This window comes from Streptomyces sp. NPDC059785 (genome assembly GCF_042732375.1).
In the GTDB taxonomy this organism is placed as follows: domain Bacteria; phylum Actinomycetota; class Actinomycetes; order Streptomycetales; family Streptomycetaceae; genus Streptomyces.
Window position 1 is genome coordinate 19,575 of the sequence record NZ_JBHWHV010000004.1, and the last position, 23,867, is coordinate 43,441.

At 74.1% G+C, this 23,867-nt stretch carries 20 protein-coding genes; 5 read left to right on the forward strand and 15 right to left on the reverse strand.

What is annotated here, in order from left to right; all coding sequences use genetic code 11:
• Positions 1-107: 107 nt before the first annotated feature.
• The 8 genes from ACFV6E_RS03855 to ACFV6E_RS03890 all read right to left on the reverse strand — a co-directional run bounded on the left by ACFV6E_RS03855 (position 108) and on the right by ACFV6E_RS03890 (position 11,909).
• A complete protein-coding gene (locus ACFV6E_RS03855; protein ID WP_385175478.1) occupies positions 108-1,496 on the reverse strand; it encodes a hypothetical protein in 1,389 nt (462 codons plus the stop codon).
• A complete protein-coding gene (gene pelF / locus ACFV6E_RS03860) occupies positions 1,493-3,082 on the reverse strand; it encodes a GT4 family glycosyltransferase PelF (RefSeq protein ID WP_385459226.1) in 1,590 nt (529 codons plus the stop codon). The genes ACFV6E_RS03855 and pelF overlap by 4 nt, the downstream gene beginning before the upstream one ends.
• Positions 3,083-3,168: 86 nt before the next feature.
• Positions 3,169-5,310 (reverse strand): hypothetical protein, encoded by a 2,142-nt coding sequence (locus ACFV6E_RS03865; RefSeq protein ID WP_385459228.1) that lies wholly within the window; start codon positions 5,308-5,310, stop codon positions 3,169-3,171.
• Between the two features lie 425 nt (positions 5,311-5,735).
• Positions 5,736-6,257, reverse strand: coding sequence for a hypothetical protein (locus ACFV6E_RS03870; protein ID WP_385459230.1), 522 nt, complete (start codon positions 6,255-6,257; stop codon positions 5,736-5,738).
• Positions 6,258-6,628: 371 nt separating this feature from the next.
• On the reverse strand, positions 6,629-7,396 hold the full coding sequence (locus ACFV6E_RS03875; protein ID WP_385176041.1) for an alpha/beta fold hydrolase: 768 nt from the start codon (positions 7,394-7,396) through the stop codon (positions 6,629-6,631).
• 82 nt (positions 7,397-7,478) lie between these two features.
• Positions 7,479-8,903: an extracellular solute-binding protein gene (locus ACFV6E_RS03880; protein ID WP_385459232.1), complete on the reverse strand. Its 1,425-nt coding sequence runs from the start codon at positions 8,901-8,903 to the stop codon at positions 7,479-7,481.
• A complete protein-coding gene (locus ACFV6E_RS03885) occupies positions 8,900-11,560 on the reverse strand; it encodes a caspase family protein (RefSeq protein ID WP_385459234.1) in 2,661 nt (886 codons plus the stop codon). The genes ACFV6E_RS03880 and ACFV6E_RS03885 overlap by 4 nt, the downstream gene beginning before the upstream one ends.
• Before the next feature lie 4 nt (positions 11,561-11,564).
• Entirely contained in the window at positions 11,565-11,909 is a 345-nt protein-coding gene (locus tag ACFV6E_RS03890) for a hypothetical protein (protein WP_385459236.1), read from the reverse strand.
• 382 nt (positions 11,910-12,291) lie between these two features.
• Between ACFV6E_RS03890 and lexA the strand changes: the two genes are divergently transcribed.
• A complete protein-coding gene (gene lexA / locus ACFV6E_RS03895; protein WP_385459238.1) occupies positions 12,292-13,026 on the forward strand; it encodes a transcriptional repressor LexA in 735 nt (244 codons plus the stop codon).
• A gap of 152 nt (positions 13,027-13,178) precedes the next feature.
• Positions 13,179-13,400: a DUF6417 family protein gene (locus ACFV6E_RS03900; RefSeq protein ID WP_385176056.1), complete on the forward strand. Its 222-nt coding sequence runs from the start codon at positions 13,179-13,181 to the stop codon at positions 13,398-13,400.
• A gap of 50 nt (positions 13,401-13,450) precedes the next feature.
• On the opposite strand, the gene ACFV6E_RS03905 is transcribed toward ACFV6E_RS03900, so the two are convergent.
• The 4 genes from ACFV6E_RS03905 to ACFV6E_RS03920 form a co-directional block, all read right to left on the reverse strand.
• Complete coding sequence (locus tag ACFV6E_RS03905) at positions 13,451-13,789, reverse strand: DUF6233 domain-containing protein (protein ID WP_385176059.1); 339 nt, start codon at positions 13,787-13,789, stop codon at positions 13,451-13,453.
• A 110-nt stretch (positions 13,790-13,899) separates the two neighbouring features.
• Entirely contained in the window at positions 13,900-14,886 is a 987-nt protein-coding gene (locus ACFV6E_RS03910) for a threo-3-hydroxy-L-aspartate ammonia-lyase (protein ID WP_385459240.1), read from the reverse strand.
• Positions 14,887-14,986: 100 nt separating this feature from the next.
• Positions 14,987-16,231 carry a DSD1 family PLP-dependent enzyme gene (locus ACFV6E_RS03915; protein ID WP_385459427.1) on the reverse strand — a complete coding sequence of 415 codons (1,245 nt, stop codon included), beginning with the start codon at positions 16,229-16,231 and terminating at the stop codon, positions 14,987-14,989.
• A 14-nt stretch (positions 16,232-16,245) separates the two neighbouring features.
• Complete coding sequence (locus ACFV6E_RS03920) at positions 16,246-16,947, reverse strand: transcriptional regulator (protein ID WP_385459242.1); 702 nt, start codon at positions 16,945-16,947, stop codon at positions 16,246-16,248.
• Between the two features lie 162 nt (positions 16,948-17,109).
• Between ACFV6E_RS03920 and ACFV6E_RS03925 the strand changes: the two genes are divergently transcribed.
• Positions 17,110-18,132, forward strand: a complete 1,023-nt coding sequence (locus ACFV6E_RS03925) for a hypothetical protein (protein WP_385459244.1) — start codon at positions 17,110-17,112, stop codon at positions 18,130-18,132.
• Between the two features lie 357 nt (positions 18,133-18,489).
• The gene (locus ACFV6E_RS03930) at positions 18,490-19,362 is read left to right on the forward strand and encodes an SGNH/GDSL hydrolase family protein (protein WP_385459429.1); all 873 of its coding nucleotides are present in this window, start codon (positions 18,490-18,492) and stop codon (positions 19,360-19,362) included.
• A 206-nt stretch (positions 19,363-19,568) separates the two neighbouring features.
• Here ACFV6E_RS03930 and ACFV6E_RS03935 read toward each other — a convergent pair whose 3' ends face one another.
• Together ACFV6E_RS03935 and ACFV6E_RS03940 are read right to left on the reverse strand one after the other, a co-directional pair.
• Positions 19,569-19,760, reverse strand: coding sequence for a hypothetical protein (locus tag ACFV6E_RS03935; protein WP_385459245.1), 192 nt, complete (start codon positions 19,758-19,760; stop codon positions 19,569-19,571).
• A 364-nt stretch (positions 19,761-20,124) separates the two neighbouring features.
• Positions 20,125-20,685, reverse strand: coding sequence for a TetR-like C-terminal domain-containing protein (locus tag ACFV6E_RS03940; protein WP_385177233.1), 561 nt, complete (start codon positions 20,683-20,685; stop codon positions 20,125-20,127).
• 178 nt (positions 20,686-20,863) lie between these two features.
• Between ACFV6E_RS03940 and ACFV6E_RS03945 the strand changes: the two genes are divergently transcribed.
• Entirely contained in the window at positions 20,864-21,877 is a 1,014-nt protein-coding gene (locus ACFV6E_RS03945) for a zinc-binding dehydrogenase (protein WP_385459247.1), read from the forward strand.
• Positions 21,878-21,925: 48 nt separating this feature from the next.
• On the opposite strand, the gene ACFV6E_RS03950 is transcribed toward ACFV6E_RS03945, so the two are convergent.
• Positions 21,926-23,785, reverse strand: a complete 1,860-nt coding sequence (locus ACFV6E_RS03950) for a TerD family protein (RefSeq protein ID WP_385177237.1) — start codon at positions 23,783-23,785, stop codon at positions 21,926-21,928.
• Positions 23,786-23,867: the final 82 nt, after the last annotated feature.

Consider the following 23,867-nt stretch of genomic DNA (forward strand, 5'->3'; position numbering starts at 1 on the left):
CGATCAAGTGCTGTCGGGGGACGCCGGCTGGGGCCTGGCCGGACGGCGGTGCCTGGTGGTGCGGGGTGCACGTGCGGGTGCGGGTCTGTGCGGTGGTGCGGTGGTGATCAGGCGTGCTGTGCGGGCCGGCCGAGCAGCCGCAGTACGCACGCGGTGAGACACAGGGTGGCGGCGCCGCAGCACAGCCGCAGGGCGGCAGCGCCCGGTGGCAGGTGCCACAGGACCGCGGCGCCCGCGGCGGCGGCGGCCGCCAGACACACCCCGGCGGGCGGCCAGGCCACGCCGAACGCCTGGAGCAGCAGCGCGGTCCACAGGGTCGCCGCGAGCAGCAGCAGCGGGGCCGGGTCGACGCCGGTGAGCAGGGCCGCCGGAACCAGCGGCAGCAGATAGGCGAGCAGACAGCAGGCCAGGACGCCCGCCGACCGCAGCAGGAAGGCGGCCGGCGTGCCGGTCGCCCGCAGCGCCGCCACCGACAGCCCCCGGTACCGGTACAGCAGCCACTCCGCCGGACCCATGCTCACGGTCAGCACGATCACCGCGTACGGGTGCTGCCTGCCCTCGATCAGCACCAGCACCCCGGCGGCCAGGCCGAACAGGCCGTAGGGGAGCGAGCCGAGCAGCGGGGGCCGGGCGGGGGTGCCGGCGGCGGGCGGGAGGGCGAGCGTGTCCTTGAGGACCCGGCCGGTGGCGGTGACGACGGCGAGCAGGGCGAGCAGCGTCAGCCCGGCGCGGACCGGCGCGCCCGGCTCCCACCAGCGCAGCAGCGCCGCCCCCGCGATCAGCGGAGTGAGCGCGGCCAGCAGCAGCCGCTCCCGGCCCAGGACCAGCAGCACACCGGCCGCCGCCAGGTACACGGACTGCGCGACGGCGGCCACGACCGCCGCGCCGGTGCCCGCCAGACACGTACCCGCAGTCGCCGCCACCAGGGCGCCCAGGGGCGCGCCCTTCAGCAGCGTGCGGCCCGCCTCCCGGCGGCCCGTGGCCATGCGCAGGAAAGCACGGTGGCCCAGCGCCTGGCCCCACGCCCAGGAGACGAGCCCCGCCACGACGAGCACGGGCAGGTCCCGGTCGGCCTGCCACAGCCGCCCGGTGAGCAGATAGGCGAGGCCGGGCAGCGCGAACAGCACGCCGCGCAGGGCGCACCGCACATGGTCGGGCCGCCAGGCGTCGGCGGGCGGCGGCGGCTCGGGGTAGGTGCGCGGCACCCGTTCGTACAGCGCGGAGGCGAGCGAGAACAGGTTCGGGTGCCCGTACCGCTCCTGGATCACCTCCGCGGTCAGGCCCTCGGACTCCAGGAGCGCGGCCACCTCGTAGGAGTGCACCGCGGGTCCGATGCGGTCGGCCAGGTCGGCCGCGAGCCGGTCGACCGCCGCGGTGCCGGGCGCCTTCAGGCTCAGGGTGCGGTCGTCGTCCCGGCGCGCGGGCGGCTCGGCGAGCCGGAGGCTGAGCGTCTCCTGCTCCACGCCGCCCGGCTCCAGTGCCATGGGTCCGCTCATCCGGCCAGACTCCTCGGCCGCTCGTCCGCGGTGCCGCCCGCGGACGCGAGGGCGACGGGCGCGACGGGCGCGGTGCGCGGTACCGGGGCGCGCTTCGCCCAGGCGGGCACCCGCGCCCACGAGGGCACCCGGGGCGCCATCGCACCCAGCTCCGACAGTTCGAGGTAGATGGCGCGGAAGGTGTCGACGGTCTGCCGCAGCGTGAACTGTTCGATCACCCGCAGCCGGGCCGCCTCGCCCATCGACCGGCGGCGCCCGGGCGCGCCGAGGAGTTCGAGCGCGGCGGCGGCCATGGCGGCCGGGTCGCGCGGCGGTACGACGAGACCGGTGTCGCCGACGGCCTCGCGCACCCCGCCGACGTCCGTGGAGACGGTGGCCCGGCCGCACGACATCGCCTCGATCAGGGTGAAGGGGAAGCCCTCGCTGATGCTGGAGAGCATCACGACATTGCCCGCGGCGTAGGCGTCCTTGATGTCGTCGACGCGGCCCTCGAAGGTGACCGCGTCCGCGTGGCCGAGCTCGGCGGCCAGCGCCTCGCACCGTTCCCGGTACGCCTCGCCGCCGCGCGGTGTGCCGCCGAACAACCGCAGCCGGGCGGCGGGTACTTGGGCGCGTACGAGGGAGAAGGCCCGGATCAGGGTCTCCAGGTCCTTGATCGGGTCGACCCGGCCCGCCCAGCTCAGCGTCGGCTCGTCCGGTTCCGGACCGGCCGGCGGGAACGCCGCGGGGTCCACGCCGTTGTAGACCGTGCGGATCGACTCCGGGTCGGCGCCGCCCTGTTCCTCCCACAGCCGGTTGTAGCGGTTGCCCGGGGTGATCAGGGCGGCCCGCCGGTAGGTCTCCTCCGCGAGCAGCCGGAAGAAGCCGAGCACGACGGCCTTGACCGGCCAGCGGTAGGGGGCGGTGCGGTAGCCGAGGTAGCGCTCGCGCAGGTAGACGCCGTGCTCGGTGAGCAGCAGCGGTACGCCGTGCCGTTCCAGCGCGGCCAGCCCCGGCAGCACGGCGACGCCGCCGCTGACCGCGTGGGCGACCCCCTTCTCGGGCGGCGGGGTGGCCAGCGGGCGCAGCGCGTGCTCCAGCAGGGTGGTGGCGGTGAGGGCGTCGTGCAGGGTCGGCCGGGCCTCGCGGACGGCGAGGCCGGGGCGGTTCCACACGGCGGTGAGGACGGAGATCGCCCGGTCGCCGCGGAGAAAGGGGCTGAGCGCGCCGTCCGCCGCGGCCCGCGCCATCGCGTACAGGGCGGGGCCGAACAGATCTTCCGCGCACGGGTCGAGCAGGGACGTCACGAACTGTTCGTAGGCGTCGGTGAGCCGGTCCAGGGCGGGTCCGGTGGGCGGGCGGCCCTCGGGCGGCGGTCCCCACATGGGGGCCGAGACCACACGTGACACGTGTCCGGGGACGTCCCAGGCGAGTGCTTCGCGGCCGGTTCCGGTGACGGCGATGACGTCGAAGCCGATGTCGGGCATGCCGCCGACGAGCTGGTCGCACCAGACGCTCACGCCGCCGTGGCTGTGCGGGTAAGTGCCTTCGGTGAGCAGTGTGACGCGCGTTGCGCTGGGGCGTTGCGCGCCGTGGTGAACGGGCATCGTTGTGCTCCACGGCCGAGGTGTGGGGTGGTCGTGCGAGATTCCGGCCGCGGATGGCGCGGCCGGAACCTCATGGGGTGCCCGGTTCAGCTCTCCGGGGTGAACGGAACGGACTCGGTCACCCCGGCCGGCACACGGGTGCGCGGAGCCTTGGAGGTGTCCGGGGCCGTGGTGCCGCCTTCGGCGTCGCGGAGCGTGGACGGCGCGTCGGCCGACGAGGGCAGTGCGAGGGTCAGCGGACCGGCGGACGCCTCGGCCCAGCCGGAGAGGCCGCCGGCGTACGCCGTGCCGAAGGCGGAGCCGCCCGCGGTGGTGCCCGCCGGCACGGTCGCGGAGACGGCCACGTCGTCCGGCGCCTGTACGGTCACCGTGTCGCCGACCCGGTAGGCCGTGACCTCGCCCGAGGCCAGCGCGGACTTCCACGCGGCGCGCTTGCCCAGCTCGGACCCGATGTCCTTCATCCGCAGGTTGACCAGCGGCGCGTTGTCCGCGAACAGCGCGTCGTAGCCGTCGATCACGCCGTTCAGGACGGGGTAGGCGATGCGCTCCTCGGCCAGGTTCGACTGGTGGATGAAGTGCGGCTTGGGGTCGTTGGAGAGCACGTGCCCGAGCGCCGTCTTGGTCTCGAGGGGCACGATGTAGTCGCCGTAGCCCGTGGCGGTGTCGAGCGGCGCGGTCAGGCAGGTGGAGGTGGCGGGGTTGTCCTCGCAGATCCCGCTGCCGCCCTGGGCGCGACTGGTGTAGATCCAGTTGTACTCGTCGACCTGCTCGGCCGCCTTGGCGGCGTTGTAGAAGACGTTCACCGGATAGCGGGAGACGGTGGTCGCGGAGCCGACCTGGCGCTGTTCGGGGTCACGGGAGTTGTCCGAGCCGAGCCAGGCGACGCCGTTGGCGGTGAGGGCCGGGCCGAGGTTCGGGTTGTCGTCCGGCTGCTGCGGCAGGATCCGCAGACCGGAGTGCTCGCCGGTCACCAGCTCGTCGCTCTCCAGCGGCAGTCCGGCGCTCTCGCCCCAGGCGCGGTTGGTGGCGATCTCGTCGGAGATGTCGCTCTGGCTCACCCACTTGGTGCTGCCGTCGGCGTTCGTGGCGCACTTCCACGGCACCACGGTGACGTCCTGCTCGCAGCCGAGGAAGGCGTGTGTGTAGGTGTGGTTGATCCAGCGGAACGCGTCGCGGTCGGCGACCAGCTCGTCGGCCAGCAGGTCGGTGCCGTTGTTGTCCTCGCGCTCGTTGACGGTGCCGACGGCGTTGTAGGCCAGGTCGAGGGTGAAGTCCTTGCTGGTCTGCCAGGACGTGGCGTGGTCGACGTCGTCGGGCGTCATCCGGATCGGGTCGGGCTCGACCGAGCCGTCCGTGCAGTCGACGTCGCCGGGCGTGCAGTTGAGGTCGCTGTTCCAGCGGTCGTCGGCGGCGAAGACGTCGTCGACGTGGACCGCGAAGTAGTTGCGGTCGGCGCCCAGGTGCACACCGCCGGTCGCCCACTCCACGATGCCCCGGGCCAGCAGCCGGAACTGCTGCTGGTACTGGTTGTAGACGAAGGTCACGACCAGCTCGCGCCGCCCGTCGTGCTTGTACTCGCCCACCAGCGAGCCCCGGTTCGACGTGCCGGGGATCGCGGCGTCGACGTACGGCGTGAAGTCCGCTCCCGCGGCGGGCGTGGACAGGTACGCGTAACTCTCGCCGACGTCGGCGGAGTTGTCCTCGAACGGGACGGCGCCGTCGAGGTAGCCGAAGGCCCCCGCCTTGCCCGCGTCCGTGACCTGGGCCGCCACTCCGTCGATGCTGCCGGAGTAGCCGCCGTTGACGGGGTACTGGAGTCCGGCCTCGGGACGCGCGTAGGTGTAGGCGTCGACCTGCGGGATCGCGTAGGCCTGTTCATAGGCGGCCAGCGCGGCCATCTCGGCGGAGCCCGCGGCGAACGGGTTGTCGTTGGGCAGCACGACGGCCTGGAACTTCGCGCGCGGCTGTCCGTCCACGGTGTCCGCCAGGAAAGCGGCGTCGATCACCTGCCGGCCCGACTGCCGGAGGTCGATCTCGGTGTACGGAGTGCCGGCCGTGTCCAGTTCGGCGGCGATGGCGTCGGTGGCCGGGCCGCCGTCGCTCACCACCAGGACCCGCAGATCGATGCGGGGCGTGGCCGTGTCGGCGTGGGCCGCGCCCACGGGTGAGCAGAGCGCGGCGATGAGCGCGCCCGCGGCCAAGGCGGTTATGCGCGTGGTCGACTTCATGCGGATGTTGTCCCCTCCCGGACAGGGAGCGGCAGTGCTCTCGCGAGCGGATGCCACCCCCCTTGCGCAACGCCGTCGCCCCCCTCAGACGTCGGTCGTCGTCGCATCCGTCGCGTCACATAGTGGGGTCTGTGTGTAGCTTTTGTGGTCCTGCTGCGAAACATGACGGAAAAGAGCGGGCGTCCAACTGGCTGTAACCGGGTCCGGAACGGTCGGCGGTGCGGCCGGGGCGCGCGCGGCGCGTCGGGCGTGAGGGGTCTCACACCGTTCGAGGCCGAGGTGGGACGCATGGGGAGGGTCCGCTTCCGTCCGGCCGGGAGGTTACTGGTGTAGACCGGCCTTGGATTTCGGCCGTGGAACTGTTTTAGGTCACCGTTCCCCTTCGCGGCAGCGGCGGGTCCGCCGCGAAGGGGACGGGCCGGGCGTCAGGCGGCGCAGTTGACCCGGGTCTCGGGGGTGTAGACCGGACCGCCGCTGATGTTCGTGCTGTCGCTGAACTCGGCGTAGAAGTAGGAGTAGAAGCCGATGTCGCCGTTGCAGCCGGAGTCGGCGGCTATCTGAAGGGTGAGCGTCACGGTGCGGCTCTGGCCGGGCGGAACGGTGGCGCCGTAGTTGCCGCCGAGGTTGGCGGGCCCGGTGCCGGAGCAGGGGGTGCTGCCGGTGTCCGAGGCCAGGGTGCAGCCGGTGAAGCTGTACTTCAGGTCGGGCCGCTGCGTGGTCAGCCAGGTCGGGTCGATGGTCTGGTGCACGAACCAGATGTCGTAGGTCTTGTTGTTGGTGAGCGTCATCGACAGGTTCACCGTGCCGCCGGGCACCGCGGTGGTGGTGTCGGTGGTGAACGTCAGGTCGGCGTCGGCCGCGCTGGCGCTGGGGGCCAGGCCGAACAGGGCGAGGACGAGGGCGAGGACGGAGGCGAGGCCGAGACGTCTCGGCAGAGTTGATCGCATGGCCCGGGAGGCTAGGCAGCCGGCCGGTGCACCGTCTGCCCCGTCGGCAACACCCGGAACGGCACTCGGCTGGAAGTGTGCGTACCGTGAGGGGACTGTGACGGCCTGTTCGCATGGTGCCGCAGGGGCCATTGATGCACGGCAGCACGGAGACGGCCGGGCACCGCGGACCGGCCGCGCCCGCCGTCCGGCGGCGGGGGACCGGCAAACGGCAATGGCGGATACCCGGCGGGTGGCTCCTTCGCGAAGCCGCCGCCCCCGGCCGGCCGCCGGGACGATCTCGGCCAACCGGACGCGATCCGGCCCGGCACGCGGGCGGATCCCGGCGCCCGTCCCGGCATCACCCCGTGCACCCGCGGTCGGCCGCGCGTTCAGGGCGCGTTGAGGAAACCGACGAGCTCCTCGCGGAAGGCCGGGTCGAGCACCGCCTGCATGTGGTCGCCGGGCACGAGCCGCAGCGTCGCGCCGGGGATGGCGTCCGCGAGCACCTGCGGGCGGACGGCGAGTGCGTCGTCGCGGCCCGCGAGGACCAGCGTGGGCGCCTCGACCGCGTCGAGCGCGATCGGCCGGTCGTGGGCCGCCGCGGCCTGCGCGGCGAGCGCGATCCGGTCACCGCCGACGGCGTCGACGAACGCGCGGAACCCCGACCCGGCCGGATCGGTGATCGAGGCGGGGTCGTCGGTGTGCAGGGCGTGTTGCAGCACCGGGCCCCCTATGACCCGCGTGTCCACCCCGCCGAGTTCGACCACCGCGGCGCCGACGCCGCCGACCGCCAGCCGGCGCACGCGCTCGTCCCGTACGGCCGTGAGCAGGGCCACGATCGCGCCCATCGAGTAACCGGCCAGGTCGTAGACGGGTGCGCCGAGCAGGTCGACCAGCCTCGTCACGTCCTCGGCCATCCGGTCCTCGCCGTACCGCGCGGGGTCGTGCGGCTTGCCCGATCCACCGTGTCCGCGGGCGTCGATGGTGACGACCCGGCGGCCCGCGGCGGTCAGCGCGGGGACGATGCCCGGCAGGACCCAGTTGCTCTCGCCGTCCGCGATGAAGCCGTGGTGCAGCAGGACGAGGGGCAGCTCCGAGTCCTGCTCCCAGACCCGGTAGGCGATCTCGGTGCCGTCGGCGGCGGTGAAGGTCGGCATGCGCGGTCCTCTCTGTCAACGGTGACCACAGTGTGCCGCGCGCGCCCCGCGCCGGCGGGTCCGCCGTCGCGCGGGGGTCCGGTCAGCCGTCCGGCAGGACGTCCCTGAGGGCCTTGTCGAGGCTGCGGGCCAGGGCCGCGTCGGTGGGCGGGGCGTCGGTGAAGAGCGGGCCGAGCTCCGTGGCGAACGTCTGGGTGAAGGCTCCGTACAGCGGCGTGCGCGGTCGCTGGACCGCCCTGCGCAGGGCGGGCAGCAGGATCCCGCGGGCGTAACGGGGGCGGCCCTGGGCGTCGCGCGGCATCCGGTCGGCGCTCTCGGCGGAGGCCGACGCGGTCGGCGAGGGCGTCGCCGTACCGGACGGGCCGGTGAACCGGCACGTGACGTCGTCCGCCTCGTACGCGGAGCGCCGGGTCGCGGCGAACCCGCCGTCGAGCAGGCAGCGTTCGCTGCGCTGGTCGGTGAGGAACCTGATCAGGTCCGTCGCGGTCCTGCCGCGTTTGGAGTCGTCGGTCACGGCGAGGTTCTGGCCGCCGAGGACCGCCTTGCCCGGCAGCGGGGCCACCGCGAGCCGGCCGGCCGGGAAGGACTGGTGCAGGGTGCGGTAGGCGTAGGGCCACTGGCGCAGGAACGCCGTCCGGCCGTCCGCGAAATCGGTCATCGAGGCCGTCTCGTCGGACTTCTTCGCCCCGGGCAGCGTGTACGGGGCCTGACTGCGCGCCCGCAGCTCCGCCAGACCGTCCGTCAGCTCCTCGACGGAGGCGGTGTACCGGCCCTCGTCGTCGGTCAGCGCGAAGTCCGGCACGGCCGACGCGAAGGCCTCGACCGCGTTCACCGTACGGCCCTCGTACGGCCCGAGCTGGGTCGTCCAGCCCTTCTCGTAACGGGCGGGGCGCTCCTCGGAGTCGTCGAGGGTGTCACTGAGGGCGCGCAGCTCCGGCCAGGTCACGCCCCGGCCGAGGTCGGTGCGCTGCGCGCCGACCCGCTTGAGGTAGTCCGGGCGGTAGAAGAGCAGCCCCACGTCGCTGTTGAACGGCGCGGCGTACACCTCGCCGTCCCACTTCGCGGTGGAGGCGACGGAGCCGATCACGTCCTTGTCGAGCAGGTCGCCGGGGAGCGGACGGATCAGCCCCGCCGCGGCGAACTCCGGCACCCAGGTCACATCGAGGTTGACGACGTCGTACTCCGCGCTCCCCGACTGCAGGGCGCCGAGGAGCTGGCTGCGCTGTTCGTCGGCGGAGCCGGGGAGCTCGACGAGCCGGGCGCTGTAGTTGGTGCCGCGCCTCTCCTGCTCCGCGTTCCAGGCGTCGATGAGCTGCTGGCGCACGCCGTCCTTGCCGGTCACGTCACGGCCGCTGGCCACGACGATGACCCCCGGGGTGTCGCCGGACGGCGGCAGCACCGGGGCGCCGCCGCCGCACGCCGCGACGGCGGACAGCACCAGGACGAGCGCGCCCACGAGAGCCCCCCGGCCGGTCCCGTAGAGGGCACGCGCTCCACGTCCGTTCATTCCTCCCCCGTCCCGGTCCGCGCCACCTCGGTGCGCAGCCCGGCGCCGATGTCACCGCCGGTGTCGATGCACCGGCCGCCGCTCGCCCGGGAGATCCGGGCGTCCGGCTTGTCCGCGTCGCAGCCGCCGCCCGCCAGCGACACCATCGCCACCGGCACCTTCGTCTCCCGCGCCGCCGCCAGCACGGTGTCCAGCTCGTCGTCCGACAGATGCCCGTTGTCCTCGTCGTCGGTGACGTAGACGATGAGCTGCGGCCGGTCGTCGTCGGTCCCGCGGCCCGCCATCTCGTCGAGCGCCGCGGTCAGCGCCCGGTACGGATCGGACTCGGCGTCGCGCACGACCGCCTTCCGGTCGATCGCGCGCTCGGCGTCCGCGCGCCGGTGCCGGCCGAAGGCGAGCAGCTCCCGGTACGCCCGGTCCCCGTTCTCCGCCACGGCCCAGACGCCGTACTCGTCCTCCGCGCCGAGCCCGACCAGCGACTGCTTCAGTATCGCCGGACCGCCGCCGGGCCCCTCCCACCAGCCGCCCATCGAGCCGGAGCTGTCGAGCAGGTACAGCACACGGCCCGGACCGCGCGCGTTGCGGTACTCGTCGAGCGTCGTCGTCATCGCCTCCCGGCCGGCCTTCACCTCCGGCGTGCCGGGAGCGGCGAGAACCCCCGAGCCGGAGGGCGGTTCGGTGATCGGGTCGCGCCGCCCCGAGGCGTCCCTGAACCCGTCGTCGCCGAACACCTTCAGGCCGCCCTGCCGGTCGGTGAGCCAGTCGTGGAACGCCTCGACCGCCTCCTCCCGCTCCGGGCGGTCCCGCTCCGCGCCTGCCCAGCGCACCCGTACGAAGGTGGGTTCCAGGCCCGGCACGTCGTCCGGATACTCCGCCGTCCGCTGCTCCCGCGTCGTCGCGTTGCAGTCCGGCAGGTTCCTCAGCAGGAACTCGGGGATCAGGGCCGCGGTGTGCTCGTCGGTGCTCTTGTCGGCGGACAGCGCGCACAGCAGCTCGGCGGCGGTGGGCGAGGGCGGGCCCGGCTGGGCCACGACGTGCTCCGCGGCGGCCGCGTCGACCGGCCGCTCGCCGTACAGACCCATGGTGGCGAGCAGGGCCGCGTCGGTGTACTCCGGGTCGGTGCGCCGCACGGCGGCGCCGGGGTCGCGCTCGTCCATGGCGGCCAGCAGCCGCGCCAGCGAGTTGCCGGTCCGCTCGGCCAGGCCCTCCGCGGCGATGTCCTGCGGGAGCGCGAGCACCATCGGCGAGTACGTGAACGGGCCGCTGTCCGGGAGGAGTTCGGCGAACACGCGGGGGTCGCGGCCGACGGTGACCCGGGCGACGTCCGTCTTCGCCGCGGGTATCCAGACGTCCGGCTGCGGGCCGATGTCGCGCTGCGGATTGTCGTCGTCGGTCACCGGCGCCTGCCAGACGTCGGTCCGCTCGTGCAGCGCCGTGACGGTCTCGGCGGCGCCCGCGCTGTAGACGGTGATGCCGCTGCGCCGGCAGCCGTCGTCCGTACGGTTGGCCGCCGAGGTCAGATAGGCGTCCGCCGCCGTGCGCACGGTCTGCTCCAGGTCCGGGTCGGTGAGCAGCCGCAGCTCCAGGGGCGGCCGGCAGGCGGACTGCCCGGAGCCGCCGGCGACGAGCAGATAGCCGAGCAGGCCGAGGGCGGCCGTCGCCGCCAGGCAGGCCACCGCCACCACGCGCCTCGACGCCCACGGGCGCCGTCTGCGCCGCGACCGGCCGGCGAACCGCTTCACCCGCTCCAGAAGCCGGGCGATCCCGGCCGTGACCGGCCGGCCCCACGCGCGCGGCTGCGGCCGGCGCCGCCCGGGGGCGCCCGGCTCCCGCCCCGGCGGCGGAACCCGGGCCGGCGGCTCCCGCCGCTCCGGCTCCCGTCCGGCGAGCGGCTCCGCGCCCGGCCGGGCCAGCAGGATGTCGGAGTCCGGGGTGCCGACGCGGTACTGCGGCTCCCACGTCTCCTTGCGCAGGGTCCTGTGGTGGGCCGCCATGTGGGTGCGCAGGGCCTCCGACAGCTCCCGGAAGCCCACCTCGCCGCCGTGTCCGCCGACGCCGTGCTCCAGCAGCTCCACCAGCTGGGCGGTGAACGGGGTGGGCGTGCGGTCGTCCCCGGCGTCGATGCGGTTGTTGGCCTGCACGCACATCAGCAGCGAGATGCGCTGCTTGTCGCGGAAGCCCTCCCAGACCTGGGCGGCGTTGCCCGCGTTGCAGCAGTCGAGGACGACCACCACCTGGCGGGCCCGGCTGGTGGCGAGCACGGTCAGCACACTGGTGAAGGGGTCGGCCCCGGGGAACACCGCCGTGCTGCCCGCCACGACCTGCGCGTTGCGCAACTGGAGGAAGAGCTCGTCGCCCGCGCTCGGCACCGCCCCGTGCCCGGCGAAGTAGAACAGCAGCAGCCCCTCGGCCTCCGCCACCGCCGTACGCAGCGACTGGCTGAACGCGTCCAGGTGCGGCGACCGGCAGACGCTGACCTCGTCCTCGCGGAAGACGCCGCCGCGCCGCAGGGCGTCCGCGAGCAGGGAGACGTTGTGCTGCACCGCTCCGAGATCGCCGGGCACGCCGTACGGGTGTTTCGGCCGTTTGAAGTCGTACTCGCCGACGCCTACCAGGAGCGCCCGGTTCGCCTGCCCGCGGGGGTCGAAGCGGTCCACCGGACTACCTCTCGTCGACGTCCGCCGGATCGACGTCGCAGTGCGGAGGGTCGCCGCTCTCCACGGAGCGGCGGTTCTCCCGCCAGGCCCGCACACCCCTTCTCGTCTGCGCCAGCACCTCGGTGAACAGGGTGGAGGCGCTCGCTCCGACGAAGGCGAGCAGGATCTCCATGCCCGCGCCCATCGGGTTGCCGCGCGCGTCCGTCCCCGCCCGTTCCTGGATCTGAAGCCGGCCGTCGCGCACGAGTTCCTGGAGCAGGTTCTCCCGTTCCAGCCACTTCTTGAGCGCGCCCACGTCGCTGTCCGTGGCGCTCTCGTCGAGACGTACGAGAATTGCCTGGGTCGCCACACCCTCCCCCTCAGCCATAACTCCCCATCATGGCACGGAGGTTGCCGTGCGGCGAGACGTACGTCACATGGGAAGGGGTGGCGGGCGCTCCGGTCGCGGGCCGGGCCACCCGCCGTGACGTGCGCGGACGCGGCCGATGCGGGGCGCCCCGGGCCGGCGGGGAGGCGGCGGGCGCGGTGCGCCGACGTCCGGGCCGCGGGATCGTCCGCTGTGCCGGGCGGTGTACCGAGGTGCGCCGTGCTCCTCGTGGGGTGTCCGTGGGGCGCCTCCGCGCGGCCGAGTCCGGGCGTACCGCGTTCGGCCGACCGGACGCGGCGTTCCCATTGCCTCGGAAGACGGGTTAAAGTCACGATCCGCGAGATCTTGATGAGGTGTGTGAGGGATGGAGAGCAACCCCGCGGTGCGTCGCGGCAGGCCACCGGGTGTCCGGGCCACCGGCGACGGTGAGCTGACCGGCCGGCAGGCCGCGATCGTGCGGTTCATCGAGGCGGAGGTCGCCCGCCAGGGGTACCCGCCCTCGATGCGGGAGATCGGCAAGGCCGTACAGCTTGCCAGCACCTCCTCGGTGGCGCACCAGCTCATGACGCTGGAGCGCAAGGGCGTCGTCGCCCGCGACCCGCACCGCCCGCGCGCCTACAGCGTCAGGTCCGACTGGTCGGGCGACACGGGAGACACCGGCGGCATCCGCGGTACGGGCGACACGGGCGCCGTCGGCGGCGCGGTCACCGCGGAGGGCGGGGCGGACGCGGTCCGGGTCCCGCTCGTCGGGCGGATCGCGGCCGGCACCCCGGTCCTCGCACAGGAGATGATCGAGGAAACCTTCGTGCTGCCCCGCCTGCTGACCGGCGAGGGCGACGTCTTCGCGCTGACCGTCGCGGGCGACAGCATGATCGACGCGGCGATCCTGGAGGGCGACACGGTCATCGTCCGCCGCCAGGACAGCGCGGACCACGGCGACATCGTCGCCGCCCTCATCGAGGACGAGGCCACCGTCAAGCAGCTCCACCGGCGCGACGGGCAGGTGCGGCTGCTGCCGCGCAACCCGGCCTACCAGCCCATCGAGGGCGACGACGTCGCCATCCTCGGCAAGGTCGTCTCCGTGATGCGGCGCCTCTAGGCGTTCCCGTCCCCGTCTCCGTCCCCGTCCCCGTCCCCGTCTCCGTCTCCGGGCTTCTCCGGGCGGTGCGGACGGGGGCGCGGGGGCGGGCGTGGGTGTGCTTCTCGCTCCGCCGCGAGTGACCGCCGCGGCTCGCCGGGCGTTCACCCGGTATGGACGACTACCAGAAAACCGGTCCGGACGCCGTGGACCTCGCGGCCGTGGACCTCGCTCCCGTCGCGGGGACCACCGAGCGGCTGCTCCGGCAGACACGGGAAGAGGCGTGCGACGTCCTGCGGCTGCTGCTCGTCACGGCGACCCGGGACGACCCGGTCTCCGCGGAGGCGGGCCGGCTGGCGCGGGAGATCGCGGGCTGCATCCCCTCGGAGAACTGACGGCCGCCGGTGACCGGTGACCGGGCCGGGCTCGGTCGGCCGGGCCGGGCTCAGTCCAGGATGCCGAGCCGCTGCGCCGGGTCGCAGTGCGTGCAGGCACGCAGCCCGGTGGCCAGCAGCCGGCGGGCCTCCTCGCGGCCGACGGGGCGGCGGCGCTTGCCGGCCGCGTAGCAGTCACCGGCGTGCAGCTCGACGGGCGGGCGGCCCTCGCCGATCCCGAGCTCGACGATCCACTCGGGCGGCGCCGGCCTACTGTCCCGACCGCGCCGCTGCTCGGCCTCCCGCTGCCGTACCGCGGCGATCTTGCGGTCGATGCGCTCCAGCCACATGGCGTGCCAGACCCGCAGGGTCAGCAGTCGCGCCAGATCGGGCGGCAGGTCATCGAACATGTGAGCGATTCTAGATCCGCTCGGACCGTACGCGCGCGGCACCCCCGTCCCGCCCGGTCCACCTGTCTGCCCGCCCGGTACCTCCCACCCGGCCGGTACTCCCCGGCCGGTCAGCGGCCGGTCAGCTCCGCGAACCGCCGGGCGTCGATGTTGCCGCCGGAGGCGATGACCCCGATCCGGCGCGGCGCCCCTTCGAGCCGCCCGGCCATGAGGGCGGCCAGGACGCTGGCGCCGCTGGGTTCGAGGACGATCTTCAGCCGCTCGAAGGCGAACCGCATGGCGTCGACGATCTCCCCGTCGCCGACCAGGGAGATGGCATCGACCAATCGCTGGTTGATGGGGAAGGTGAGCTCGCCGGGGGTGGACAGGGCCTGGCCGTCGGCGATGGTGCGGGGCACGGGGACGGTGACGCGCGCGCCGCTGTCCAGGGAGCGCTTGGTGTCGTCGCCCGCTTCGGGTTCGACGCCGACGACCCGGATGCCGGGGTGCAGCGCCTTCGCGGCCGTGGCGCTGCCTGCGATGAGACCGCCGCCGCCGACGGGTACGACAAGGGCGTCGAGCGAGCCGGTCTCCTCGAGGAGTTCGAGGGCGGCGGTGCCCTGACCGGCGACGACGTCGGGGTGGTCGTAGGGCGGGATGAGGACCAGACCGCGGTCCGCGGCGAGGGCCTCGCCCAGCGCGGTGCGGTCCTCGGTGTAGCGGTCGTAGGTGACGATCTCCGCGCCGTAGCCCGCGGTGGCCTCCCGCTTGGAGCGCGGGGCGTCCTCGGGCATGAGGATGACCGCGGTGGTGCCCAGCTCGCGGGCGGCCAGCGCGGTGGCCTGGGCGTGATTGCCGGAGGAGTAGGCGGCTATGCCCTTGGCGAGCTGCCCTGCGGACAGCCGGGCGGCGGCGTTGTAGGCGCCGCGGAACTTGAAGGCGCCGACGCGCTGGAAGTTCTCGCACTTGACGAACACCTCGGCGCCGACCGCGGCGTTCAGGGTGCGCGAGGTGAGGACGGGGGTGCGGTGGGCGACCCCGTCGAGACGTGCGGCGGCCTCGCGGACGTCGGCGAACGAGACGGATGGCGCGGACGGCGCGGATGGAGCGGCGGACATCGTGGGTCCCTCCCGGTGGTGGGTGGTGCCGTGGAGCGGTGACGAGTGGTGCGGCGCAGTGGCGCGGTGGTCGGCGGAGTGGCGCGGTGGCGGACGCGGGTCACCAGCCGCCGACGCGCGGCCAGAACGTGTGGATCTCGGGCGCGGGGCCCGGAGCGCTCCGCGAGCTGTCGGTGACGTGGTAGCCGTGGTGCTGGGCGGCGGTGGCGCAGGCGTGGTTGGGCAGGATCCGCAGCCGGGTGCCGAGGGGCAGGTCGGGCAGAGCGGCGCCGTCGCGGGCGGTGAGGGTGCCGTGCTCCTGGCTGGCCGCGGTCATCACGAGCCCGGGGACGGGGCGGCCGTGCAGGTCGGTGACGAGGCCGTAGCCCTGGTCCTGCGGCTGGGCGGCGGTGCCGCGGTCGCGGGACATGGCCATCCAGCCGCCGTCGGTGAGGATCCAGCCGTGCTCGGGGCGGTGGCCGATGACGGTGACGACGACGGACAGGGCGAGGTCGTCGGGTCGGCAGACGCCGAGCCCGGCCATGACCAGGTCGAAGAAGACGTAGTTCCCGGCGCGCAGTTCGGTGACGCCGGTGAGGTCCTCGGCGGCGTGGGCGGTGGGGGTGGAGCCGACGCTGACGGTGGCGACGGGCAGACCGGCGTCGCGCAGCCGCCCGGCGGCGGTGACGGCGGCGTCGCGTTCGTTCTCCGCGGCCAGCCGCCGCTCTTCGGGGGTGTACGCGAAGTAGGACTCGCCGGCGTGGGTCAGGACGCCGTCCAGACAGCCGTCCTCGTGCAGGATGCGGCCCACCTCGAGGAGCGCGGGGTCGTCGGCCCGCAGGCCGCCGCGGTGGCCGTCGCAGTCGATCTCGATCTGCGCGGGGACGCGGAGGCCGGCCCGGCGGGCGGCGTCCGTGACGGCCGCGGCCTGCTCCGAGCTGTCGAGGATGAGCCGCAGGGTGACCCCGCGGCGCAGCAGGGCGAGTACGCGGGGGAGCTTGTGCGGGGCGATGCCGACGGCGTAGGTGATGTCGGTGTAGCCGCCGTCGGCGAACGCCTCGGCCTCGGCGAGGGTGGAGACGGTGACGGGGCAGCAGGGGCTGCCGCCGTGCATCAGGGCGGCGACGTCGAGGCTCTTGGCGGTCTTCACGTGCGGGCGCAGGGTGACGCCGAACCGGTCGGCCCGCTGCGCGAGGCGTTCGATGTTGCGCAGCGCCTTGTGCACGTCGACGACCGCGAACGGGGTGTCGGGATCGGCGAGGGTCGCGGCGGCCGGGGCGGCGAGCGGCGGAGCCGAGGTGGCGGGAGTGGCGTGGGCCGAGGTGGCGGGAGTGGTGCCGGCCGACCGGGCCGGAGTGGTGTTCATGAGGGTGTGGACCGTCACTTCGTGTAGTTGTAGACCGTCGCCCGGGACACGCCCAGCAGGTCGGCGATGGTCTGGGCGGCGTCGCGGGAGTCGAAGTAGCCGTCCTGGTGCAACTGCCGCACCAGCTCCCTCTTGTCCTTGCGGCCGAGTGAACGGGGGGTGCCCGCGCGTTCCGCGGCGAGCGCCTCGACGGTCCGGCGCAGCTCGCGCGCGTTGCGGTCGCGCAGGCTCTCCAGGGGCCGGTCGCGGTGCTCGGCGTCGGTGGCGACCAGGTTCGACAGGGTCAGGGTGAGCGGGGAGAGCACGGAGACGTCGAGGTTCAGGCACAGCGCCGCGATGTAGTCGCCCGCGGCGTTCTTGATGCCGATCGAGGTGCTCTTGGCGGGGCGGCCGTCCGGGAACCGGTTGGGGTAGTTCTGGATCACGCTCGGGTACTCCGGGTCGGCGATCCGGGCCAGGCCCAGCTCGGTCGCGGAGTCCCCGACCCGGCGGCCGGAGAGGTTGTTCTCGATGGCCCTGATCGCGTGCCGCGGGTCGCGCAGGTCGTGCAGGACGACCTCGCACAGGCCGGGGAACATCCGGCCGAGCGCGACGGCGATCTTCTCGGCCTCCTGGATGAGGTGTTCGTCCGCTGCGTGTATGTCCGGTGCTGGCTCGTCCGACGCGTGCTCGTCCGACGCGTGCTCGTCCGGCGCGTCCTGTTCGGTGTGGTCCATGGGTCCTCGTTCGCTGGGCTGCCGCGTGTGACGCTACCGGAGCCTGTCTCTTTAATCCAGAGCTGGAAACTGAGTCTAAAAATACCCGAACGGCTCCCGGGGGTCTCGCCGTCTCGCGTGTTCGAATTCTTGTTCGATACTGTGGCGGAGGAGGTGGGTGCGATGACTGCACGCGGTACGGAGACCGGGGCGAGTGGAGCGGCGGCGGCCAGCGTGATGCATGTGCGCTGTCCCGACCGGCTGCCGGAGGAGCTGTACCGGCAGGTCCTGGAGGAGCTGTCGGAGCTGTCCCCGGTGGTGCAGGCGCAGCCGCCGTCCGCGGCGCTGGTCGAGCTGAAGGGCGCGCTGCGCTTTCACGGGGCGGAGCCGCGCCGGCTGGGGGAGCTGCTGCGGATCCGCACGCTGTCCCGGCTGGGGGTGGACGTCCGGGTGGGGATCGGGCCGACGATCACGGTCGCGGCCACCGCCTCGGGCCTGATCGACGGGCCCGGCGGAGTGCTGGCGGTCGCGCCCGGCGAGGTCGCCGACTGGCTGGGCCCGCTGCCGGTGGAGGCGCTGCACGGCATCGGCCCGAAGCAGTCGGCGGCCCTGCGCGAGTACGGCATCCACTGCGTGGGGCTGCTGGCCGGTGTGGAGCGGGCGACCGTCGAGCGGCTGCTGGGCGGCCGGGCCGGGCGTCTCGCCGCGGACCGGGCGAGGGGCATCGACCCGCGTCCGGTCACCTCGCGCGCGCTGCCCGCCTCGGCCGGCGTCGGCCACACCTTCCCCCGGCAGACCCTGGACGGCGCAGAGGTCCGCGCGGCACTGCTCGACCTGGTCGTCCGGCTCGGGCTGGTGCTGCGCCGGCGCGGGCAGGCGGCGCGGGCGCTGACCCTGACGCTGCGGTTCGCCGGCGGCGCCTCCTGGGAACGCACCCGCCGGCTGAGCGCGGCCTCGGCGCACGAGGAGGACCTGCGCGCGCTGGCCTACCGCCTCATCGACGCCGCCGGGCTCCAGCGCGGGCGGCTGACCGGGCTGGCGCTCAGGGGCGAGGACCTGGTGGCGGCGGGCCGGGTCGCGGAGCAGATCAGCCTGGACCGGGCGCGCGAGGCGCGGCTGCGCGCGGAGGAGGTCAGCGACCGGATCCGGGACAAGTTCGGCTCCGGCGCCGTCCGCCCGGCGGCCACCTTCCGCAAGGTCTCCTGACCACCCGGCCCGCTCCCGGGGACGGCGCCGTACGGGTGCTCCGAGCACTTCCGCCCCCGGAGCCCCGTACGGAACAAGATGCGCGCCTCCCGCCTCTGGCCCCATGTGCGTACCGGCCGGTATACAAGCCTGGTTGGGCGGCCGAGGGGCGGAACTGGCCCTGGTCCGGCGGGGGCCGTCCCGGACTCAGGGGAGGGCTCGATGAAGCACCGCACGCATCAGGACGGGCACCACGTGCGTCAGCAGGACGGGCACGGCACGCATCAGGACGGGCACCACATGTGTCAGGACGGGCGCCACACGCGCCAGGACGGGTATCGCACGCGTCAGGGCGGAACGGTGCCGGGGCACCGGCGGATGGTCACCGCCGCGGCGGCGGGCGGCTGCGCCCTGGCCGTCGCCCTCGGGACCGCGCCGCCGGCCGCGGCCGGTGACGCGGGGCCGGGCCGCGGAGTGCGCTACGCGGCGCTCGGGGACTCGTACACCTCGGGGCCGCTCATCCCGCAGCAGGTGGACGCCAACTGCGCCCGGTCCGACCATAATTACCCCTCGATCGTCGCGGCGGAGCGAAGAGTGTCCGCGTTCAAGGACGTGAGCTGCGGCGGGGCGACCACCGAGCAGATGTGGAAGGCGCAGGGCACGAACGGGCCCCAGCTCAACGCCCTGACCCGGGACACCGGTCTGGTCACCGTCCAGATCGGCGGCAACGACATGGGGTTCGGATCCATCATCACCACCTGCGCCCAGCTCAGTGCGCAGGACCCGGCGGGCGATCCGTGCCGGCGTCATTACCAGGCGTCCGGCGTGGACCAGTTGACCCTCGCCATCCTCCGGACGGCGCCGAAGGTCGCGCGGGTGCTGCGGGCCGTGCACGCCAGGGCGCCGCACGCGCGCGTACTCGTGGTCGGCTACCCGGACCTCCTGCCGGACGACGGCAGCGGCTGCTACCCGTCGGTGCCGTTCGCGGCGAAGGACTTCCCCTACCTCCGGGACACCGGCAAGCGCCTCAACGTGATGCTCCGGCTGGTGGCGCGGCTCAACCGGGCCGAGTACGTCGACACCTACACGCCGACGCGCGGCCACGACATGTGCAAGGCGCCCGCCGACCGCTGGATCGAGCCCCTCCAGCCCGCGTCCCCGGCGGCTCCGGCGCATCCGAACGCCAAGGGCGAGGCGGCCATGGCCCGCGCGGTGCTGCAACGGCTGGACAGGAAGCCCGGCCGCGGCTGACGGCCCGGCCCGCCCCGGCGCCTGCCCGGCAACGGCAACCGGCCCCGCCCCTGTTCGGGGCGGGGCCGGAACGCGCTGTGGCCGGGGGCCCGGGCCTCTCGCATCACGGGTCGTGCCGCATCACTGCCGTGCTGTGCCGTGCTGAGCCATGCTGTGCCCGGGTACGCCGGGCCGTGTGGTGCCGTGTGGTGCCGTGTGGTGGTGTGTCAGGTGGTGCTGGTGGCCATGTGTTGCTGGAAGGCTTTCATGCAGGGCAGGCAGTGGCGGTCGGTGGTGTCCTGGGCGGTGTTGGTGGGGTTGAGTGGTTGGCCGCACAGGGCGTGGTTGGTGCCACGGGCGATGACGTGCCAGGCGAGGCCGGGGCCCGTGGGGTCGGTGCCGGTTCGCATTTCGTACATGGTCGGCTCCCCACGATCGGTGGCTGGTCCTTCGATGACAGCACGGGGCGGGGCTCTGGCCATTGAGGTGATAGCCCGTTCGGTGGAATCACGGACCGTGGCGTGTCGCCCGACCGCCCCGCGAAGCGACCGCCGTACCCAGGGGTCATCAGGCTCGTACGGGCGGTGACCAGCGAAGACGGCGCGCTCGGCGGCCGGGGGCCGGGAGGCACGGCGTTGTGCCCTCCGGAGCAGTCCGCGTGGTGCGGCCTACGCCATCTGGACCGGGCGGTACGGGCCTGTCCGGCCACCGCGCTCGGCGGGCGCGGGGACTCCGCCTCCGCCCGAGCCCTGCCTCGCCCTCACTCCAAGGCCGTGGGTACGGCTACGGACGCGCCCGCCCACCGCCGCCACCGCGCGGCCTCGCCCCGTCGAGCGCGAGCGTGACCAGGTCCGTGACCAGGTCCCCGCCGAGCGGGGCGCCGCTCAGCAGGACCCGGGCGAAGAGCGGGCCGCTGACGGCTTCGAGCAGTAGGCCCGGATCGGTGCCCGCGGCCAGTTCGCCCCGCTCGATGCCGCGCCGGACCATGACGGTGCCGCGCTCCAGGCGGTCGTGCCAGTACGGGCCGCGCCGGTCCTCCAGCGTTTCGTCGCGCTCGATGCTCAAGTGCAGCAGCGCCTGGCCCTGGGCGGTGCCGAGGAGCTGGGCCAGCGCGGTGAAGAAGCCCAGAAGATCCTCGCGGACGTGTCCGGTGTCCGGGACCGGTACCGCCGCGTCCAGCTCCATGGTCAGCGCGTCGTGGATCAGGTTCTCGCGGGTCTTCCAGCGGCGGTAGACCGATGTCTCGTGCACGCCGGCGGCCCGTGCGACGGCGGCGACGGTCGTCCCGGCCAGGCCCCGCGTCGACAGGATCTCCACCGCGGCGGTGAGTACGGCCGTACGCATGCGCTCCCCGCGCCGGCGCAGGGGTGGGACGGGTGGCGGTGGAGGTACCGGTGCCGAGGTCATCGTCCCAGACTAAAGCAAGTCCGCTTGCGTTACGCGTCCGCACCGCCGTACCGTCTAAAGCAAGACCACCTGCGATAGAGCGCCGAGGTCGTCATCGTGCCAAGGAGGCCACGTCATGGAGCAGATGCTCGCCGCCCGTCTGCACGTCCCGAGCCGCGGCCTGCGGCTCGAAGAGGTGCCCAGGCCCCACCCCGGCCCGGGAGAGGTGCTGGTCAAGGTGGAGGCGGCCGGAGTCTGCCTCTCCGACGTGCACCTGATCGACGGGACGCTCACGCCGCTGCTGCTCCGGGGCGACACGGTGACCCTCGGGCACGAGGTGTCCGGCACGATCGCGGAGGTCGGCGGGGGCGTGACCGTGTGGCGCGAAGGACAGCGAGTCGTGCTCCACGCGGGCGAGGTCCGCGACGGAGTCACGTACACCCGCGGTGTCGACTACGACGGCGGCTGGGCCGAGTACGCCCTCTCGGCGGCGCACGCCCTGACTCCGCTGCCGGACGCGATCCCCTTCGAGCAGGGCGCGATCATCCCGGACGCGGTGTCCACCCCGTGGGGCGCGATCACCACGACCGGTGCCGTCCGGCCCGCCGAGGCGGTCGGTGTCTGGGGCGTCGGCGGTCTCGGCGTGCACGCCGTGCAGCTCCTGCGGACCGCGGGCGCCTGCCCGATCGTCGCCGTCGACCCCAGTCCGACCGCCCGGGAGCGGGCCCTCGCGGCCGGCGCGGACCTCGTCCTGGACTCGGCCGACCCCGAGCTGCGCGCACGCGTCGGCGCCGTCACCGGGGGCGCCGGGCTGACGGCCGCCTTCGACTTCGCGGGCGTGCCCGCCGTACGGGAACAGGCGCTGAAGGCCCTCGCCCCGAAGGGGCGGCTGGTCCTGGTGGGGCTGACCAATCAGCCGCTGACCGTCCAGGACGGGACCCGGTTCAGCTATCTCCAGCAGCAGATCCTCGGGCACTACGGCTCCGACATGCCGGTCGCCCTGCCGCAGCTCCTCGCCCTGATCAACGGCGGACGTCTGGACTTCTCCGGCTCGATCAGCGGCGTACTGCCCCTGTCGCGGGCGGCCGAGGCGGTCGAGCGCCTGGAGAAGAAGGAGGGCAACCCGATCCGCCTGATCCTGCGTCCCTGACCAGCCCGTCCGCCGTCCGGTTCGGCGCCCCCGACCAGTCCGTCGGGTTCAGTCGGTGATGTCGACGCCGTAGCCGCGGGCGAGGACGTCGAGGCCGTGGTCGTACCCCTGGCCGACCGCCCGCAGCCGCCACAGGGGGCCGCGCCGGTAGATCTCGGCGAGCAGCAGGGTGCGCTCGGTGGTCGCGGCGTCGAGTGTCGCCTGGACCAGGGGCGCCGCGCTGGTACCGGGCCCCGAGGCGATGTGGACGGCGCCCACGTCCCCGAACGTGGGCGTGCCGTCGACGGCGGCCGCGACGACGACCTTGCGCGCCGACGGCGGCAGCGTGGCGAGGTCGACGCTGACGGTCTGCTCGGTCGGTCCGTCGCTGAGCAGCCGCACCGTCCCGCCCGGATTCTCGGGGGCGCCGTAGAAGACGAAGTCCTCGTCGAAGGAGACCTGTTCGTCCTCGTCGACGACGAAGGCGACCACGTCGATCTCGCACGCCGTCTGCTGCGCCCACGTGGCGGTGACGGTCCACGGCACGGCGGGCCGCGCGCCGTCCGGGGACGTCAGGTCGACGACACCGCCGCGCGGCAGCACGTGCGCGGCCTCCCGCCGGCCGTCGGGGCGGACGGCCGCGTCCGGGGCGTCCAGCCAGGCCGCGTCGTGCACCGGCAGGGAGAGGGCCGCGATCCGGCGCATACGGCGGTCGGCGTCGCCGCCGGCGAGCAGGACCACGTCCGTGACACCGGCGGACAGGTTGATGGCGGCGGCGCCGCCGAGTTCCACGATGCGGGTGCGCGCGGCCACCGCCTCCGGGTGGGTACCGCCGAGCGCGAGCACGCGCCGCCCGGCCAGCGGACCGCTCGCCCGTGCGGCGCGGGGGGCGGGCACGGCGGCCGGGGCGACTCCTGTCCCTGGTGCGGCCGGCGAATCAGGCGCCGGCGCGGACGTGGCCGCCGGTGCCACAGCAGGAGTCGGTGCCGGAACCGATACCGAGCCGTCGTGCGTGGTCCCCGGTCTTACGTCGTCCAGCAGGCCGAGGAAGATCTGCTCGTCGATGACCGGCACGCCTTCGGTCAGCGCCCGGCGGATCTTCGCGGACCCGGAGGACGTGTCGTTGGTGACCAGCGCGCTGGTGTGCCGGCTCACCGAGGACATCACGTTCAGTCCGGCGGCGACCGCCCGGCCCACGAGCTCGGCCCGCGCGATCCCGGTCGCACCGGTGACGGCGATCTTCATGCCCTGCATCAGCGGCCCGCCCTCCGTCAGCCGTCCGGGGTTGCGGAAGGCGCACGGCGTCTTCGGCGGGCTCGGGGCGAACCGCGGGTCCTGCCGCGGCGGACAGGCCACCAGGGGCAGCGGCAGTTCGAGACGCGAGGCCGCCAGCAGCGAGGCGCGCAGCACCCCGGCCAGCACCCGGGTGTCGTCGAGCGCGTCGTGCGCCTTCGTCTGCCGTACGCCGTAGTGGGCGGCGAGCGTGCCGAGTTTCAGGTCGTCGGTCGGCGGGTCGACGCGGCGGTTCAGCGCCAGGGTGCACAGCCGTCGGCCGACCGGCAGCGGGGTCCCGGCCCGGGCGAACTCATGGGCGAGGAAGTCGTAGTCGAACTGGGCGTTGTGGGCCACCAGCACCCGGCCCTCGAGCATCGCGCCGATCCGCCCCGCCACCTGGTCGAAGGTCGGGGCACCACGCAGCCGCTCGGCGGTCAGCCCGTGCACGTGCACCGGGCCCGGATCACAGCCGGGGTCCAGCAGCGTCGAGTACTCGTCCGTCCGCTCGCCGTCCGGACCCAGCGTCACCACGGCCACCGACAGCACCCGGTCGCGGCGCGGGATCAGCCCGGAGGTCTCGACGTCGACCAGGGCCCAGTCGTGGGCGTAGTCGCGCAGGTCGGAGAGGTCCACGGCGGGGGAGGCGAGAGACATGGCGGTAAGGATGATCCGATAAAGGCCCGTCCTTCAACTCGGATGACGATTCATCCTCATATGCCCCGCGGGGCGCGCATGT